Origin of the sequence: Acidovorax sp. (assembly GCF_046314175.1) — a bacterium.
Classification (GTDB): Bacteria; Pseudomonadota; Gammaproteobacteria; order Burkholderiales; family Burkholderiaceae_C; genus Acidovorax.
The window spans coordinates 7,650-26,069 of record NZ_JBKBXG010000024.1; the positions used below are offsets into that span (position 1 = coordinate 7,650).

Sequence of the window (18,420 nt, forward strand, 5' to 3'; positions counted from 1 at the left end):
ACAGTACCATCCACTGGCGCCGATGCCCAGTCAGCAGCCAATGGGAAAGAGGCCACCAGCGTACCAACTTCGGGTGCTTCAATGTTGGCATCCTTTACCCCCGTTCGCATTTGAACCGTTGGAGAGACACCAATCGACGCCTCCCATGCCGCGACGATGGCGTTTCGTACAGTTGTGTGCCATTGGACAGTCATGGGTGTTGCCTTCTTGAGTGTTGGGGTGGGAATTCGATTGCCGCGATTTTTCCCACCGCAACCGAAGCCGTCCAACACTACAAAGGCGCGTTGCCACCTCTTTTTTATCTGGGCTCGAAGCGCCTTGACCCCGGATGATTCAGGGGATCGGACTCCTGCGCGAACACTAGAGAAGCGCGCTACCCTCCATCACGCGCCATTTCCCGCATCTGCGAGCGCAAACCTTCCGGCCTCCATCGCATCGCGCCGATTCCTTGGAAGGTACACCCCATCCTGCGCCTGCTCGATGCGCTGGTTCCGGTTGCGCACGCTGGCCATGATGTGATTCGGATTGATACGGCGGCCTGGGTTCTTTTCGTTGAATCGCTTGATTTCCTCGCGCGCCTCGGCTTTGCCGTCATCGTCTTGTTCCATCGTCGCTCTGGCAATCCTGGACAACAACTCCTGGCGGCGCTCATTCAAAGCCCTGTCGAGTGCCATCACAGCGCTCTTGCCTTCCTGGGCATTGCGCGCCTCTGATGGAGAAAACCCCAGCGCCTGCGCAGCAATCGCTGCAGGGCTCACCTCGTCCAGGATGCTGATTCCCGACTTGTCCTGCACGCCATCGCTGGCGTAGCGGATCGCCTTGACCGGCGCGCGCAGGGCAGAAGGCAGCATGGCCTCCAGGCCCAAGGCATACCGACCTTCGCCCATCATCTGGGCGCCTTTGAGCAGGTTCACACCAATGCCAGCCACCGGCCCCAGCGCCGCCGCCATAGCGGATTCCGCCAGGCGCTGCCCCTCCAAACCCTCCTGCACATCGGGGAAGATAAGCCGGTCCAAACCCACGCGCCCGGAAATATCACCAGGCGTCAGGCGCGACAAGCCGTGCGCCAACACCTCCGCCGTCTTCTGCCCAAAAATATCTGCCAGCATGTTCTGCAGCGCCACCTGGGCATCCCATGGCTCATCATCGTCACCGCCCAGCATCGAAGCCGCCGCCAGCAACGTAGTCACCATGGGCAGGCCCAGCACACCGGCTGCTGCAGCGTGCATCGCCAGCAACCCGCCCAGCGCCTTGCGCGCCTGTGCACGGACTTCTGGAGTCTCGCCTTTCAGCGACTGCTGGGCATTGCGCGCCAGGGTATAGACCATGTTCTGACCATACTGCTTGAACAGCAACAGCACCTTGGCCGCGTTGCCCTGCATCACACGGGGTCGGTTCGCTGCGCCATAGTCAAAGTGGCCGTCATAGGTCGCCTTGGTCGCCTGCTCAAAAGCCACCTTGCTGTTCGCGCCAGCCTCACGCGCCAGTCGGTAGGCCGCCACAAACGTCACCTGCCGGTTGAAACGCTCGGCGTGGTGGAACAGAAAACTCGCCCACTTCATCACCGGACGCAGCTTCCACATCACCCCGGCATCCTCGCCCTGTGCAATGCCCGCCAAGTCATGCGCCATGGTCACATCAATCGTACCGGCGCGCACCGCCTCATCGTAGGCAGCCCGCTCGTCTGCGTTGAGCGAGCCCGTGATGTCGTTCTTGCCCTGCGCTGCCTCCTTGCTGGCCTTGAGCAGCGCCGCGCTGGCTTTCCCAAAACCCCACTTCGCGCCCATGATCGGGTAGGCCACCAGCGCCGTCTGGCTCAAGTTCACCATGGCCGACGCAGGCGACAAACCCAGGTGGAAGACAAAACCAAAACTCGTCAGCGCAGTGGACAGCGCATTGGCCTTGGGGTTCATCAGCGACTCATGGCGCTTGTTCATTTCATCCACCACCCGCTGCGCTCGGGGCTGGTCGAAGTCCTCCACATCGCGCCAGTCGTCCACATGCTTTTGCATGGCCGCCAACTCATCCTGCATCAAGTCCGAGTAGCGCAGCTTGGCCAGATACCGCGAGCCGTGGAACATGTTTTGCGCAAACGCCCGGCGCGCGTCCTGGCTGAACCCCGGCGTGCCCTTGCGGTGAATGCCATGCTTGGCCCAGCTCAGGTCGGGCAGGCTCGACAGGTACAACTGCCCCAACGTATCCTCCAGCTCTGCGCGCTGCACGGCGTCCATATCCTGCTTGTCCAGCACCTGGTACAGCTCGGTCATGAACCCCCGGCCCACCGCATCGCGGTCTGCAACGAAGTCCTTGCTCAACATCACCCGGCCCACGGTAAAGCCCTTGCCCGCCGGGAAGGCCGACAACAGGCCATTGCGCAGCGCCTCAGCCTCAGCCTTGCTTTCTGCGCGGCTCACGCTCTGCACCTTGCCATCCGGCCCCTTCACCGTCACGGCGTACTGGCCGAAGCGGGCCAGCGGGAAGTACACCCCCTTCACCGCCTTGAAAAACTCGCCATCCATCTGCTTGAGCAGCGCCGCCTTGCGCTCATCCTTCATCTCGCTGCGCTCGATGCGCTCCTTGATGGCGCTGCGCACATTGGCGTGGTGCGTCTGGTAGGCATCGCGGGTGTCGGTGTACACCTGCTTAGCCTCTGCGCTCAGGGCATTGAACCGGCCTTGCAGCATCATGTGCCGGGCCTTGTCATCACCCTCCACATAAGGCTTGGCAGGGTCAATCTGCGCCAGCGTGGCATCGTGCATCAGGTCGGCCAGCTTCGCTTCGTCATCCAACTTGGCCCAGCGCGTCACCAGCTTGTCCGCTTCGGCCCCGCCATCGTTCTTGTCGGCCTCCATCTGCGCTACCAGCTTGTTGTACTCTGCCAGCGGCAGTGTGTCGCCGTAGATGTCCACGATCTGGCGGCGGCCAAGCGCCTGCAGGCCCAGGCCCAGGTAATCGGCAGCCTTGAACCCGGCGCGCTGCTTGAGGTTTGTGGTGGTGACGGACTTGATGGCCGCCCCCATGCGCTCGCCCAGGTCGGCGGCCCCGAAATAGGCATCTTCTTGACCGTCGTTGTCGTCTGGGTACACAATACGTACATCCCCGGTATCGCTTCGGGCGTTGGACGGCAGGACACTATTCGCAATGGTGTCGAAATCCGTCGTACCGGGGTACTTCCTCATGCTGGTCATTGCCAGCGTCTTGCGCCCATCGCGTACTTCTTCCAGATACAGCAGCGTCCCATCCTCCAGGCGCTTGATGATCCCCACAACATCCTGATTGCGCGGCGTCTTGCCGCCCAGCACATAGGCCGTGGGCGCGGCGACGGCATCTGCAATACGCGCCACGTCATCATCTGTAATGGCAATTTGCCCACGGCTGCGCTCCACTTTGGCATCGCTGTGACGGTTGAGCGCATGGCGCACCGCGAACATATCCGCCGCGTGCGAAAAATTGCCGTCTACAGCAACACCCTCGCGCTGCAGCAAAGCCGCCTCCTTGGGCGACAGCTTGCCAAGCATCACCGTGCTGTTCGCGTTGCCCGCCGCACGCGCAGCACGGGCCAGCTCACGCAGCACCTCAGTCTGCGTCTGATCCGCGCCCGCATAGGCATCCCCACCACGCGCAATCTCCGCACGGGTGCGCAGGCGCATGTTCTCGCGCATCACGTTCACGCCAATATCCAGCGCAGCCGAAAGTGCATCCTGGGAGTTATCCGGCAGGCCCACGATGGAGCGGATGATTCGCACCAAGGCATCCCAGGCGTTTTGCCAGGCGCTACCGGCTGGCGCGCGCATACCCTTGAGCGCCTTTTGGAACTCGGGGTTCGTGAACACCTCGGCCACGAACTCGCCCACGTTCTTCATGCCGTACTGCCCAGCTGCCCCGCCCTGCGCCTTCACATGCTCGTACAGGCGGCGCATCTGCAGGGAGTGCAGGCCCGGCTTGTCCAAGCTCAACAGCGTGGCCGCGTGGATCATCTCGTGCATGAAGATTTGCTCTGCCTTGTAGAGCGCACCCTCAGACATTTCCAGCTTGTGGCCCGCGCGGCTGTACTTGGCCAGAAACTTGAACCCGGCACCACTGCCCATGTCACCGCCCATGGATACGTCCGGGCTTGCACCCGTCTTGATGAGCAGGCGTGCAATCTGCCGGTTGAATCGGGATGCCGATGTGTTGGCGATCATGCGCAGGATGTCCGGCGCTTCCTCGCCTTCGCGCACCATACTCATCACAGCACGGTCTACGGTGGTGCCAGCCCCGCCATCGGCGGGCATTTTTGCGCGAGCGAACTGCGCGCCATCGTCGCTCGCATCGGCCGGGTCGATGGTGGCTGCGCTAAACCGGGCATCCCGCAGCAGCGGTTCAACTTCTGCACTGGACCGCGACAACATCTCCTGCACGAACTGTTCGGCCTCTGTGCGGGTAAAAGATCGTATGCGCCCAGCAACGCCAGCCATGCCCATGCGCTCGGCAAGGGTGGCCATGCGGCTTGCCATCCGTGCCGCCCATCCCTGCAACCTTGTCCCGCCACCCTGGCGATCCGCGTGCATTTCCTCGGCCAGATCCGCTAGCGCTTCCTCCACGGCCAGGGCGTGCCAGTTGTTCACGGGCATGCTGGCTTTGCGCGAAACGCCATCTGCCGTCTCCTTCCAGCGGTTCGCATACTGGCGCACCTGGGGATCAGTCAGGTAGCCCAGCATGGTCTGGATGTATGCTCCTTGGGGAACCGACTTGCTGAGGCCTAAATGAAAAAGCTCATGGACAACAACCTTGAATGCCTCGACCTCATCGCTGATGTTCGCCGCAAAAAGGTAGACCTTCCCGTTGCGAGTAGCACCCTGTGGAACCACGGAAGCAGGAACCACAAAACCAGCCTCACCAGGCTTCCCGAATACCTGCAGCCCGGCTACCGGACCTATCCCCAGATGGTTTGTGACGCGATCCGCAATGTCTTGCGTGCGTTGCACCGTAAGACCCTTGGCCGGTTTTTGGGTGACAGTTGAAAACACTGCATCGCCAACAGGCTTGTCGATCACTACCATGCGCGCATTGACGCCGGTATTCACGGGCAAGCTCGGGTCCATAAAACTGCCTTCTGGCAGCTTTTCGCTGGTCCCTCCTACGGCCTCCAGCCACTCGCGGAAATCCTGAGCTTTCTTGTCCTGGCCAAAGAAAACGCCCTCACCCATGATGGCAACGATCCGACCACCTGGCTTGAGCAAATCGAACGCATGGCGCACATGCTCGGCGTCACGCCGATTGCTGAACGGCGGATTCATGATGATGCGGTCATACCCGCTCGCCGTGCCGTTGTGGGCCAAGCCCGTCAGGTCGGCCCGGTCGTAGTAGCCCGCACCCACCATATCGCCAGCATCATTCACCAGGCGCACACGATTGGCGCTGGCGCCGCGCATGATGCCCTCGGCGCCGTCAGGTGCGCGGAAGGTGTCGCCAAAGGTGAAGAACTCGCGCGGCTTCAAATCGAGGAAGTCATTGACCGCCTGGGTGGTGTAGCCCTTTTCCTCCAACAGCTCACGGCGGTCGCTTGAAATCTCGATAACGTCCGGCTCTGCGCCCGCCTCGCGGATGCGGTCGGCCAGGTGCCCCATGCCTGCGCTGGGCTCCAGCACCGCCATGTCCGGCGTCAGGTCGGCTGCCTCGATCATCTGGTCTGCCACCTCGGCTGACGTGGGGAAAAAGTCCAGCCCATCAGCCTTGCGGCCCACCATCTGCAGCTCAAGTTCGCGCGTGCGGTTGGCAACGGCCTGCGCTTTCAGGCTGATGAACTCGCGCAGCGCTGCGCGGAACTCGCTGGGTGTTTCGATGCCGATGCTGGCCAAGGCCTTGAGGCGGTCATAAGCGGTCTGGAACTGCCACGGCACCGAAAGCTGGTTCTGCTTATTTCCACGGCGGCCGATGGCCTCTACAAGCTCGCGTCCAGAGTCAGCCGTCAGCGTAATCCGCTTGTCACCATCACCCTTCCAGATGCCGCGATTCATGGCCTCCGATGGGCTCAAAATCACGGTGTATTGCCCGCGCTTGATCTGCAGCGGAATCGCTTTGCCACGAAATCCACTTTTGACAATTGCCAACTCGGCAGCACGCTCTGTGCCGAACGTCGAAACTTCACCGCCCTTGATGACGTACATCTGCACGTCCGTGAGGTGTTCTTTGGCGAAGGCTAGGTAGGCATCCGTCACATCGTCGGCAATCTTCATCAGCTGCTGGCCCAGCTTCTTCGTGCCTTCCACCTCCAACATCTGGCGGCCCAGTGTGGCTAGGTCTGACCGAAACGCGCTGTAGCTGGGGAAGTCCGCAAAATCTGCCGTCTCAGCCGTTGGCGGCTCTCCCTTGTGCCTTTCCTGGTCTGCGTACCGTGGGTGCTTGGCGCGCAGCTCTGCCATCTTGGCGGTGTTCACCACGCCGGTCAGCATGTCCACCTGGGACTTGGTGCGCACGGCGTCCAGAAACTTGGCCTCACCGTCCTCAATGGACTGCGCGATGTTGCGCATGGTCTGCGCCTTGGCTCTGCTGTTCGCTGCGGCCTGAAGGGCAGCACTGGCAAACCGGGCTCGCCGCTCGGTGTTGGTCTTGCGCTGCTGGCCTTCCGCCTCAGCCGCGCCCGCCTCCAACTTGTCAGCCATGGTTCGCAGGCGCTCCACAGCTGTCTGGCTGCGGTCGTCCTCAAAGGCATCACGGCGCTGGGCCACCTGCTCCTGGGCCGCCGTCGTGTCACCACCGGCCAGGGCCAGAAACGCCTCGGCATTGGTCTTGTCCTTGAACTGGAAACCCGGGATCGCGCCATTGCCACGGAAAGCGCTGTACCAGCCGCCCATCTTCTTGGCGCTGGCCAGCACGGTCTTGTAGTCGTCGGCGCCCAGGCGGTCGGCCAGCTTCACCACAAACAGGTCGTAGCCGTCCCGCGTGTGCTTGGTGGCCACAATCTCGCCTGCTGTAGTCTGGCCTGCAGCACGCACCAGAGTTTTCTGGGTGCGCTTGCGTGTCTCGCGCGCTTCGCGGGTGGACTCCGCTTCCAGGGTGTCGTACTGAGTGCGCTGCTCGGGCGTCAGCGCCAGAAACGCCTCTTTGCGGGTCATGCCATCGCGAATCTTGGCGTTCAGCGCTTCGCGGAAGTCGGCCAGCGTCTGGGGGTTTTCAATGGCGGCGGCCTTGGCTGCGCGTCGCGCTTGGTTTTCTTCGATGGCGGCTGTGCGCTCGGTCACGTAGCGGGCTAGCTTGTCAGCATCCGTCGCCTCGACCATCTTGCGCACTGCGGCCTCGTAGGCCCCCTTGCCCATGCTGTAGGTCACCGTCTCGCCCAGCGCGTACTCGCCCACCATCTCGCGGTACACCGCGTCCACCACATCGGCCTTTTTCTCGTTGGCGTAGCGCATCTGCACGAAGGCTCCGCCCTCGCGCAGCAACTGCGCCTTGGTCATGGTGTCCAGCTCTGCCACGATGGCCACCTTGCCGCCCACCACCTGGTCAAAGCTGGTCCGGAACTCTTCGGCCGTGGCCTTGCCATCACGCACGGCGGCCATGGTGGCGTTGTGGCGGTCAACCATGGGGGTCTTGCTTGCAGGCGCAGCATCTGTCGTTTCCAACTTCTGTGCCAACCGCTCAATGGTTGCGCGTGTTGCGGGCGCAATGTCGGCCCAAGCCCGTTTCGCTATGTTCTTGCCGATTACATTGAGCCCACCTTTCGCCGTACTCCATCCGCTTGGCGCTGTCAGAATCTGGGTGCGCTGCTCCTGACTCATGGAGTCCCAGCCAATGTCAGTTGCGCCGGGCACGCGGTCGGCATCGGTCAGGCCTTGGCCGTTTTTGGCGTTTACCTTGTCGATGACGCTGGACAGCGGCACCGTATCGGCCTTGGGCGCGGCTGGGCGTTCGGCCTTGTAGGCGAACCCGAACGGATACCACAAGCCATCCACGCTGAACTCCCTGCGCGCCTGGCTGATACCGTCAATGTCACCGAACTGGTCTTTTCCGCCAACCGTGTAACGCACGTACTCGCCGCGAACAAACGTCACCGGCTCCATTTCCCCTGTTTCGCGGTTCAGTCGCTCCAAGGTGAATGCGTTGCGGCCAGACTCCTGTGGTGCTTGGGCTGGTACGGCGCCCTCTTCCTGCGCCTGAACCGCCTCCACCACCCGGCCTTCCATGTCCGCCTGCAGCACGCGCCGCACATCCGTTGGCAGCGTTGCACCGAACTCGTCGGCAGCGGCCAGCGGGTTGACCTTCGTGAAATCGACCACTGCAGCCTTGTTGCGCTCCTTGCTGACGGTGGGCCTCACGCCCATGGTGGGCAAGAACCGCCTCGCAATCGTGTTCACCTCGCCCGCCGTCATGGCGTCGATGCGCTCTGTGATGATGGCTGCGGCCTGCTGCTGGGCTGCGGCAACGTCTGCTCTGGTGATGGGTTGCGGTGTTTCCGGTGTAGGGGGTACACTTACAGCGTCACTCTGGCCCGACTCCATCGTGCTCTTGGAACCGGCTTCATTTCCAGGTTCAGCAGACGGGGCTGATTTGCCGGTATCAGCAGCAGGAACGGGAACCCTGCTCCAGAGTTGCTTCCATTCTTTGCGCTTCTCAGCGTACATCCTGCTTGATGGGAACGCGGTCTTTACCGTGTAGAAATCCCCGTCATCATCTTTCCCAGCCTGCAACTGGATGAAAACGACCTTGCCGCGCTCTGTCGCTTGAATAACGACAAGTTGGGATGTAGCCTCTGGCTTCCAGATTGACTCAATATCCGCGACCGCACCGGAAACAAACGCCTCAATCGACTCAAAACCTGCCTTGCGGATTTCGTCACCATGGCGCAATTCAATATGCTGAAGGCCGAACGATGCGTCACCCTGCTGCAGTCGAATCTTCCCCGCCTGGCGCCGCATGGCCTTGCCCATCTCGGGCGTGATCTCGCCGTAGTCCAGGCCTCCATCTGGGGCAGGGATGAAGTCATCAGCCACCTTCTGCGGTGCGGCTGCAATTGCCTCCTGAACAAGCCTGCGATGCGTCGCGGCAGTATCAGCAAGGTAGGCTCCGTCATCCTTTCCCTCATAGCTCTGGTTCCAGTGCGGATTACCCTTCTCCTGCTGGCTGAATTCAAGAGCGGTCATCTGCCACGGCTCTTTCTCCGAGGCCGAACGAATCTCCAAGGCGCGGTTTTCTGGCGGGACTCGGGGATTTACAGCCTGCGCAGGCTTTGCCTGCGCTGCAGGCTCAGTCGGCTGTGCCTGTGCACTGGGTGAATTTTTCACCGCCTCCAGCGCCCGCTCCACAGGCGCATCCAACACGATGGCCTTGACGGTCTTGCCCTCTTCGGCCGCCGCCATGGCCTGGTGGTGGCCGTCAATGATGTGGCCATCCTTCGACACGATCACCGCCCGCCCGCCTTCGGCGCCCTTGGCGGCCTCCACCTTGGCGGGCGAATACTCGGCCTGGGTGGGCTTGAGCGATCCGGCATCCACGGTGGTGGTTTCGTGCGAAATGCCTTGGGAGTTCAGGTGCTTGACCAAACCGCCATGGGACTGGCTTGGAACCTGCGGCATTTCGCTGCGGGGCACGCCCAAGGTGCCAGTTTCTGGCTTGAACGCCTTCAGGTCGCTGGGCTGGGCCTCTATCGGCTCCATCGCCGCCTGCAGCTTGCGCTGCACGTCCACATTCAGGTTCTCCCATTTCGCGCCGTGCAGGTTCTTGCGCAGAATCGGCTTGACATCGGTGCGGGCGGCAACGGCCTGGCGTTCGGCCGTGGTCATGCGCTGCCAGCGCTCCTGGGCGCCGGTCAGTTGCTCGGCCGTTGCGCGCGGCGCCTTGCCTTGCGCGTCCAAAATTCGTCCGCGCTCTCCCATGGCGTCAAGCTCCTGCTTGCGCTTCTCGATGGCTGATGGTCGGAGGCTTGCGATGACGCCACCATTGTTTGTCTTGCCCGTGGAAATCTCACGCTCCAAGCGGGCTCGCCTTATCTGATCTGGCGTTTGCGCATTGCCTTGCGTGCCGCCCGCTGGCGCTGCTTGCGCTCCAAGGTTCTGAGGCGTGGTGGTGCCATCGGTCAGCCCTGCTGCGGCATCTGGCGCTGCTGCTGCTTGCGTTGGTTGCGCGCTTGCTTGCTGGGTTTGATCGGCTTGAGGGCCATCGAATGCTCCTGTCGTGGGGGTTGGTGTTTCGGCAGCGCGGCGCTGCACTTCCTTTTGCAACTTGGCCGTGCGCTTGTGCTCAGGGCCGTAGTGCTCGATGGCCTGCTGCAGCTCCACGTCCGTCATGGCGGGGATCTGCTTGGCCGTGATGCTCTTGAGATTGGCGGATGGCGCTACGATATTTGTAGCTGGTAGCGCTTGCGTGTCCTGCGCCAGCGGTGCTTTTTCCTGTTGATTTGTGCTCGCTTTGGCCTGGCGTTCTGCCTGCATGCGCTCGGCGCGCAGCGCTTCGCCAAGTTGGTATTGCGGCGTCCCCTTCATGGCCAAGGTGAACCCACCACCCTCGGCTGGTACGGGCAGGCCGGTGACGGTGGCGCCGTTGCGGCGCTGGTTCATCGCGTAGGCCTGGGCGTCCTCATAAGTGGGGTACACGGCGGGGCCAGCATCGGCAATCACGCCATCGGCATCCACGGTGGGTGCGGCCAGGGTTGCGGCGGATTCGAGTGCACCCTTGTCGGCGGATTTCTTCCCGCCCTTGGCGTCCAGCTCGGCCTGCGCCTGGGCTTGGGCCATCTGTGCCAACTGGTCGGTGGCGCCACTGTCCACAGCCAGCGCGGCTGCGGCAGACATACTGCCTGCATTGGGGTCCAGGCCCATCGCTTCTGAGGGGCGCTGCACGGGCGCGCGGTCTGCAAAGCCCGTGGACTGGTGAATCTCGTCGTCGGCGGTTTCTATGGCGCGGTTCTGCGCCTGCTCTGCCAGCCGGGCCTGTTCCTGTTGCGCGCGCTGGGCGGCCAGCAGGGCTGCGCCATCAGGCGCGGGGGTCTGAGGTGGCAGCGCCTCGCCCGTCTCGGCCTCACGCAACTGCTGGGCACGCGCAAGCCATTGCTCGCGCACTGCGGTCATGCTGTTGTCGGGCGCTGGTTCTGCTGGCGCACCAGCCACGGCGGCCACACCAGCGCCGGGTGCAGCGGTAGGCTCCTTCAAGCCATGAAACCCTGCAGCACCTGCGCCCATCGCGCCACCGGTGAGCACGCCCATGACAGCGGCCTCGTCCAGTTTCTCGTGCCAGGGCTTGCCCAGGGCAAGGTTCTGCAGCACGGTTTCTGCCATGGACTGGGGCAATTCTTCAAGGAAGCCTTCGGTGATGGCCCCCTCGATCATCTTGCGCGGGATGCTCTTGATCGTTGGCTTGGCGCCAGCGTTGGCAGCAGCGGTTGCCGCATCGTCGGCAAACTGCTTGGCCATACCACTTGTGCCCTGCGCCAGCATGGTGTCTGCATCGCCAATGCCCAGGTAGCGGGCCAGGCGCGCACTGCCTGCGCCCACAGCACCGCCCACCAAGCCGGTCAGCGCAGCCGCACCGGATTGCGTCGGCGTCAGCAGGCCATCAGCAGTTTCCTGGCGGATGGCTTCGGCCTGCGATCCGGCCATGCTCACACCTTCGCCCGCAGCACCAGCAACGGCGGCCTGGCGTGCTGCCTGTGCAGCGGTTGTTGGGTTGGCAAAGGCGCCCATGCCACGGCCTGCGGCAAGCCCGGCACGGCCCATGGCACCACCCATGCCCATCACGGGCACGGACTCCACCACCGCATTGGCAATCATGGAGGGGTTTGACAGCGCCACGCCCGTCTTCTCAAGGATGCCGTCAGCCTCTTGGAATTGCTGCTGCTGGTCCTTGTACTTCTCGGTGTGCAAGTCGCCAAGAAACTCCTTGGCCTGCTTGGGCCGGAAGCCCACGGCGCCACCCTCGTTTTCAAGCGCCTTGCCCACGCGCCCGCCCGTGGCGATGTCGGCCAGGCCCACGACTGCCTCTGGCACAGCCACCACACCCTTTGCAAGGGAGAGCCCGGCATCACGAAGCAAGCCGCCCATGCCTTTATCCTGGGCTGGGGCGGTTTTCATCAGGTCATCTACTGCGCTCGCCGGGGCTGCGGCCTGATTGGCCTTCTTGTCGTAGCTGTCGAGGAACTTGTCTACTTCGCTCATGCTGTTCCTTATTGGTATCCGAGGGCGCGGATTTGCTTGGCGCGCTCTTCGCGCGACAGAGCGGTGTTGGTCATGATTTGCTGCACAGCCGGGTTCTCAGCAAGCGGCGGCAGTCGGGTGGACGCGCTATCGGCGCGCGTTTCGCCCGTAGCGCGGTTGTAGATAACGCCTGGCTGTGTAATCAGTTGCTGGGTTTTCGGGTCAATCACCTGGCCGCCCGGCGAATGCGCCCACACGTCCTGCTGCGTGCTGGTACCCTGCAGCTCTCGAATCTGCTTGGCGATAGCATTGCGCTCATCCTGAGTCTTGGCTCCCTGGTAGCTGTTCTGCAAGTCCTCGATGCGCTTTGCTGTCCTGGCTCGGAATCCTGCAGCCTCCTTCTTGAGCCCGAACTCGTCGCGCTGCAATGCGCTGCTGACAGCAGCGCGGGAATTGGAGCCCTGCTCCTGTATGACGGTGCGGGTCGTGGCCCCGTCCTGCTGCATACCCTCGCGCTGAATGCCTGCACTCTCGCGCATGGCTGCAGCATCAAGGCCAGGCTGGGCGCCGCGTGCTGCTGCGTCGGCCTGCAGGGCTGCAAGGTATGTCTGCGTTGCCGTGCGGTCGCCGCCTTTCCCCCACCTGTCGGTCTGCGTGATGGACTTGGCGCTGACTTCGGCGTTGCGCAAATCATTGCGCGCCTGCCAGCTGTTTCCACTGTGTGGCACCGTGGGAGCTGACACGCTTTGTGCTAACGATCCCATGCCGCGCGCCGTCACGCGGTTCATAGACTCTTGTTGCGAACGGCCAGCCAGTGCATCGGCTGCGGCCATATTCTGCGCATTGGGCGCACCTTTGGCTTCGGTCAATCGGCTGTCATACGCAGGGTTGTATCCGACTCGCTCACCAATCAAACCCTCGCGCTGCGCCTGTTCGGCACTCATCCCAACAGGTGAACGTGTGGCGCCAGAGCCAGAGTCCCCGGTGTTCATGAACCCGCCCCTGGGAGCTTGGCCATTGACCGTAATGTCACCGGCCACGTTCGCGCCAGAGTAGCTATTGCCAACGCGGGTGACGTTCCCTGTAGTGGGGTTGCTGTCAGGTGCTTGCGCACTGCCTGGCACTGGCGCACCGCTTGGCGCTTGCGCCGGGGTGTCTGGACGCTCGTTGCCAAGGGGCGCTGATGGCGCCGACACGCCTGCAATGGAATTCATCCCTGTTGCCGTCAGGCTCCGTGGATCTTGTGTCGCATTCATGCGCTGGCCGTTCCCACCGCCGATGATGGTTTTTTCCAGGGGTGTAGCCTGCACAAAGGTGCTCGGGCCGGTCGCCTCCACGCCAGTGCGCAACTTTTCATCCATGGCGTAGGTAGTCCGCTTGCCGCCTGCCAACTGCGGAAAGACGCCGAACGCCGCGCCGCCATCCAGTGGATCTTTGACGGCGGGAGCTGGCGCAGAAGGAGGCGAGCTGGGAAGACCGACATTGGCGTAGATGTTGGCACCAGCGTCTTGGTGATTGTTTGGAAAGATGCCAGGCTCAGGCTTCCTTTTCACCACGCCGCCGCCCTCGAAGAACAGTTCGGGCTTCATGCCCTTGGCCGCCTCGGTGGTCGATGGCGTGTGCGTGGCATCCTTCATCTGGTTGAGCGCCTGCACGCCGATGGCATGCACCTGCTTGGGCGGCAGCTTGAACTCGCCGTTGCTCAGGTTGACATCAATGCCTCGCATGCCCAGGCCGCCGAGCGTCTTTTCCCCGATAGCTCGGGTCGAATCGGCGGGCATGATGTAGGTGCCCTCTGGCACGTTGTCCGGCACATCGTCAGAGGTCCCAGTGCCTGGGCCGCGCACGGGGCCGCCGTCTTTCAGGCCAGCAGCAGCCTCTCTGCGTTTGAGTGCACTACCCGCTGCATAGTCGGTTATTGCAGGTGCAGGAGCCTGGGCGGGCGCTGTGGCGGCCTTGGCAGCTTCCTTCTCGCGCGCTGCATTGGCTTGGTACTCCGCCAGTCGGCGCGCCCGTTCAGGGTCTTCTGGCTTGATGCCAAACATGCCCTTGATGGCCCCGACCACACCGCCGTCAGCAAAGTTCTGCCGCTTGGTCGGCGCCACCAACGATTTCATGCCCCGCATGGCTCTACCCCTTGTGAATCACTTCCGGGATTCTTTGTGGTGCTGGCCAATGCGCAAAACACTACAAGGGCGCGCTGCTAACCAGGCATCAAAGCGTTTGCGTGGCCGTCAAATTGCCTTGGATAGTTGCGCTTGCTCCCACCATGCTCCAGGCGCTCGCCAGACGTTGCGACGAGGTGGTCAAACCCACCTTGGCCGCTTCCATGCGAGCGTCGGCTGTGTGCATCACGGCATCAGAATTGATCTTCGCGGCTTGCAGAGTGATGGTCTGGCTCGCTTCGTACTGCTTGATGTTCGACTCCCAGATGCGCGACACGGCCCCCGCTTGAGACTCAGCGGCATGTGCACCAATGCGATAGGCATCCAGCGTCATGGATGAGGTGCGGGCAACGGCCTCAACCTCTGCGCTCGACGCGGACAGGCGGGCCTTCCAGCCATCCCACTCCAAGGCCTTGGCCTGCACCTTAGCGCCGAGCTTGGCAATTTCCACACGCGCGCGATCTGCCTGAGCGCCTGACCTGGCCGATTGAGCGCGCACCATCGTTTCAAACACACCGGCTTTCACACCTTCGGCGCTGACGACCGCCCTATGGAGTTCTACCTTGGACGTTTCCGCATTGGTTGTTGCGACGAACGCCTTGATGTGCTCGGCACCGGCCTGCATCCGCAAGCCCTCCAGTTCCACCAAAGTCTTGGCTGCACCTACACGTTCGCGGAACACCGTTACGACAGCCATCGCGCCTTCGATTTCGGCCTTGTAGCGCTCGACCATGATGCGGTTGATGTTGGCTTTGGTTTCCTCGGCCTGCAGCAGCGCCTTGAAAACCTCGACCTTGTTCATCTCGGCCCTGATGAGCGTGTCATAGGCCTTGGCGAAAGCGTCGTACCCTGCAAGCAGCGCCTTGAAGTGCTCGATGCCCGAGTTGTGTATGTCGATAGCGTTGTCCGCGATGGCCTTGGCCACGTCCAACGCCAACACTTCCAGCTTGTAGGCATCGTCTAGCAGGGTCGATTCCAACTGGAGCGCCAGGGTCGATGCCTGCTGCAGATTGGTCTGCTCCAGCTTTGCCTGCTCAATGGCGATGTCACGCGACAGGCCTGATAGCTTGTCGTGCAGCTCGCGCCGCGCATCTGACAACTGGCCCACCATCACACCGGTTGGCAATGGAAAGCCAAGCGCCTCGGCGCTTCGCTGAATCTCTTGCTCGCGGGCCAACGCCAGGGTGTTTTCTCGGTCCTGTGCGCGACCCCAAATCGCCGCCTCAACCGCAGGATTCAGCCCGGTGCCGCCCTGAATGCGAGCATTCAGCGTGGCCTTGAGGTTGTCCATAAGCAGCGAGACGTATTTGGCACCCGGAGAGAATGCGAACGGAGCAGGCTGCAACATCGAAAATTCTGGGATCTCGTCCAGCTTTGCAAGCCTGTTTTCGTGCAGGTTGATGCCGCCAAAGCTGTGAGTCTGCAGTGGCAAGAACGCCGGGGGGATGGGCAGTTCCACGGTTGGAGCATCTGGCACCTCAACGTCGCGCAACTGTGGCAACGTAGGCACTGCGCCGATGTGTATTTCCGGTGTGGGCGGAAAGTTCAGTACAGGCGGCGTTACATCGAAGTCGTCAATTTGCACACTCCCAAGCGAGGCATCCAGCGCACCCGGCATATTGGCGGGGATTACCAGGTGAGCAACCGGCAATGTTGGCACGTCGGGGATGGGGGGCAGATCTGGCGCAGCCAGCGACTCCCAGCGCACACTGACTGTCGGCGGCTGATAAACGCTTTCGTTTAGAGCCTTCTGAAAGCCATCGACCGCGCTTGTGGCAGCGTTTGCAAGGTCAATGCTGCGGTTGTACTTATCCTCTACGATGGCCGCTGGCCCGTCAAAGTCCAAATCCATGGTCAAATCCTCCGGTTTTTCGATTTGTTAAACCGCACCTCGACGCGGTCAAGATGGAAGGCCTGCCCGTCAGGGGTTCGGATTCCAAAGCCCAAATAGTTCTCTTTGATGCCGCGCCCCGCCTTGCATCGCGTTTGACCGCTTTCGCGCAAATCAAACGGGTACGTCCAGCTCTCAACCTTCCCGAATACCGTCATCTCCGCACTGCCCTCGCCATGCATTGACAGGTAAACCGCCTCCATCGCGGCCTTCAGGGTGTCATCGCGCAATGTGGCGGGGAGATTGATTTCGGCTACGATGGGCAACCCGTCATCACTTTCACCGCCCAGCGCATAAAGCCCGGTCGCAGAGCCTCCGTGCGTCGGCGTGATGGATTGAAAGGCGTGGCGCGTGTACTCGGACACCGCGCCGGAAATGGTGTTGCAGACAATGGCGTTCATACAGAAATGAGATCGTCGTTTCGACGCACCTTGATGTGAGTGCCGGGGGCCACGCTCTTCATGACCTCGTGCAGGAACCTGGCGCCGGTGTCATCCACCACAAAAATCCAGCTCTTCAGTGTGGCCCGGTTGAATTGGTTGACTTGCTGGAGATTGACGACCATGGCGCCCGTCATTGGGTCGGTTGCAATAAACACGACATGCAGGTATTCAGCGTCTGCCGGGATGCTCTCCGACAACAGGACAGAACCTTTGCACCGCACCACAAGGCGCTTCGTGCTGACGCTCTGCTCCTCCGAGTAATCGCGGCGCCACCCCGCAGCGGTTGATGGGTCAAGAACATAGGTCCAGGAAACTCTCAGTGTGTTGACCACTTCGTACCCTGCGCTGAAATCTAGTTCGTCGTCCTCAAAGAGGATGATGTGTCCCGTGCCAGCGCCATGCGTCCTGTGCCAGTGCCCACCGCCATTCACATTGAGCGTGAATTCACTGGAGATTTGCTCCTGAAACAACTCAAAATAGTCTTCTTCATCGAGAACCACGAGCGCCCCAGTGGACGTGGTCACCACTTGTTTTCTCCGCAAGTTGTCGATGCGCAGGTAGGTGGCGTGTAGCGGGGTGGTTTCGGAAGGCAGCGTCACGACCACGCTCTTCTCGTACTTGTCCCGATAGCCATCAAAGCGACTGACACGCCGGGATGATGGGGTATCTATGGGGCGTCCGCGCCGGTCGAAAGCGTGTCCGGATGGTGTGTTCTGCGTGAGGATGGTTGTCCCGCTCTCGCCGCCCCCATTTTCATTGGTCACTGGCCTTGTGCTGCCATATTCAACCGGGCCATCCGAATCAACCCCAAAAATTTGCCAGCTTTCAGTCGTGTACCCAGGCTCTACGGGTTCGCCCGTAACAACCGTCTTGAACGACGTGTAGTAAGCGACTCCAGAAAGGTCGCCAGAAAGCGGCGACGTTGAGACAACGCGGGTGGTTGTCCCAATTGGCGTGATATCTATTTCGATGAAGGCATGGCCCGAACCGCCCTTCGTGCCAAATGCCCTGGACGTTCGACCGTCTGCGCTGAAAGTAATGCTCTGATAATTGAGGAAGAGATCCGAGGGCAAATCCTCACGCGACACGACTGGACCTACCGGCGCGTTGGTTTCTTCACCAAACTTGCCTACCAGCAGCTCGATGTACTGAACACGTACCGGATCGAACTCCACAACTACGTTGAGTTGCATCGCCAGACGGCCTTCCGTCCCCGATCCTTTGTAGATGAACGGCACGGGCGTCGTGTTGGATACTGACTGCCCAACCTTCTTGGAGTATTGGAAGAGCGGAGCGTTTTCCGTGTATTCCTCGTGCAGATACGCCTGTCCGTTGAGGCTGTAGCCTTGGCCTCGATAGAAAGGAACATCTCTGTCAAGCGCCCCGTCCACCCCCGTGTAGTAGGCGAGCCCGGAACTATCCGTGTTCACGGCTTTGCCGCCCGCGACGAATTTTGGCTTGCGTATCGCCCACCTACCGCTTGAGACGCGGGTGCCCTTCTTTTCCCTCGGAGTCAGCAGGTATGTGAAAGGAATGCCGTCTTCATCAGAATGTTCTGGAATCGGTTGGCCATCCAGATGCGAGAGGACGAAAGCAATGCCACTGTTACGCAGGCCTTCACCCTCAGACACCCACAGAGTCATGGTGGTCTGCGGCCCCACGACTGCGATGGTGTACCGCGAGCCATCTGGAAGAAATCCCTGCTCCGTAGGGTTCGGAACAACGGACAGCCGCGCGTGCAAGCTGAATTTATAGAAGGCCGCTTGGGCGTACAAGAACTGCTGCGCTGTGGCGGTCCCCCCGAGAACGCGCAG

The 18,420-nt window shown here is 61.7% G+C and carries 5 protein-coding genes; all 5 read right to left on the minus strand.

Annotated elements, in window-relative coordinates; translation table 11 throughout:
- Positions 1–383 precede the first annotated feature (383 nt).
- Complete coding sequence (locus tag ACK4OE_RS08960) at positions 384–12,128, minus strand: PLxRFG domain-containing protein (RefSeq protein ID WP_409884421.1); 11,745 nt, start codon at positions 12,126–12,128, stop codon at positions 384–386.
- Positions 12,129–12,136: 8 nt separating this feature from the next.
- The gene (locus tag ACK4OE_RS08965; protein WP_409884422.1) at positions 12,137–14,233 is read right to left on the minus strand and encodes a hypothetical protein; all 2,097 of its coding nucleotides are present in this window, start codon (positions 14,231–14,233) and stop codon (positions 12,137–12,139) included.
- A gap of 88 nt (positions 14,234–14,321) precedes the next feature.
- Entirely contained in the window at positions 14,322–16,124 is a 1,803-nt protein-coding gene (locus tag ACK4OE_RS08970) for a hypothetical protein (protein WP_409884423.1), read from the minus strand.
- 2 nt (positions 16,125–16,126) lie between these two features.
- Positions 16,127–16,564 (minus strand): hypothetical protein, encoded by a 438-nt coding sequence (locus ACK4OE_RS08975; protein ID WP_409884424.1) that lies wholly within the window; start codon positions 16,562–16,564, stop codon positions 16,127–16,129.
- A complete protein-coding gene (locus ACK4OE_RS08980; protein ID WP_409884426.1) occupies positions 16,561–18,381 on the minus strand; it encodes a hypothetical protein in 1,821 nt (606 codons plus the stop codon). The genes ACK4OE_RS08975 and ACK4OE_RS08980 overlap by 4 nt, the downstream gene beginning before the upstream one ends.
- Positions 18,382–18,420 lie beyond the last annotated feature (39 nt).

Excerpts from the sequence above, each read along its gene's own strand:
- ACK4OE_RS08960 (WP_409884421.1), bottom strand. The coding sequence starts at position 12,128 with ATGAGCGAAGTAGACAAGTTCCTCGACAGCTACGACAAGAAGGCCAAT.
- ACK4OE_RS08965 (WP_409884422.1), bottom strand. The coding sequence starts at position 14,233 with ATGCGGGGCATGAAATCGTTGGTGGCGCCGACCAAGCGGCAGAACTTT.
- ACK4OE_RS08970 (WP_409884423.1), bottom strand. The coding sequence starts at position 16,124 with ATGGATTTGGACTTTGACGGGCCAGCGGCCATCGTAGAGGATAAGTAC.
- ACK4OE_RS08975 (WP_409884424.1), bottom strand. The coding sequence starts at position 16,564 with ATGAACGCCATTGTCTGCAACACCATTTCCGGCGCGGTGTCCGAGTAC.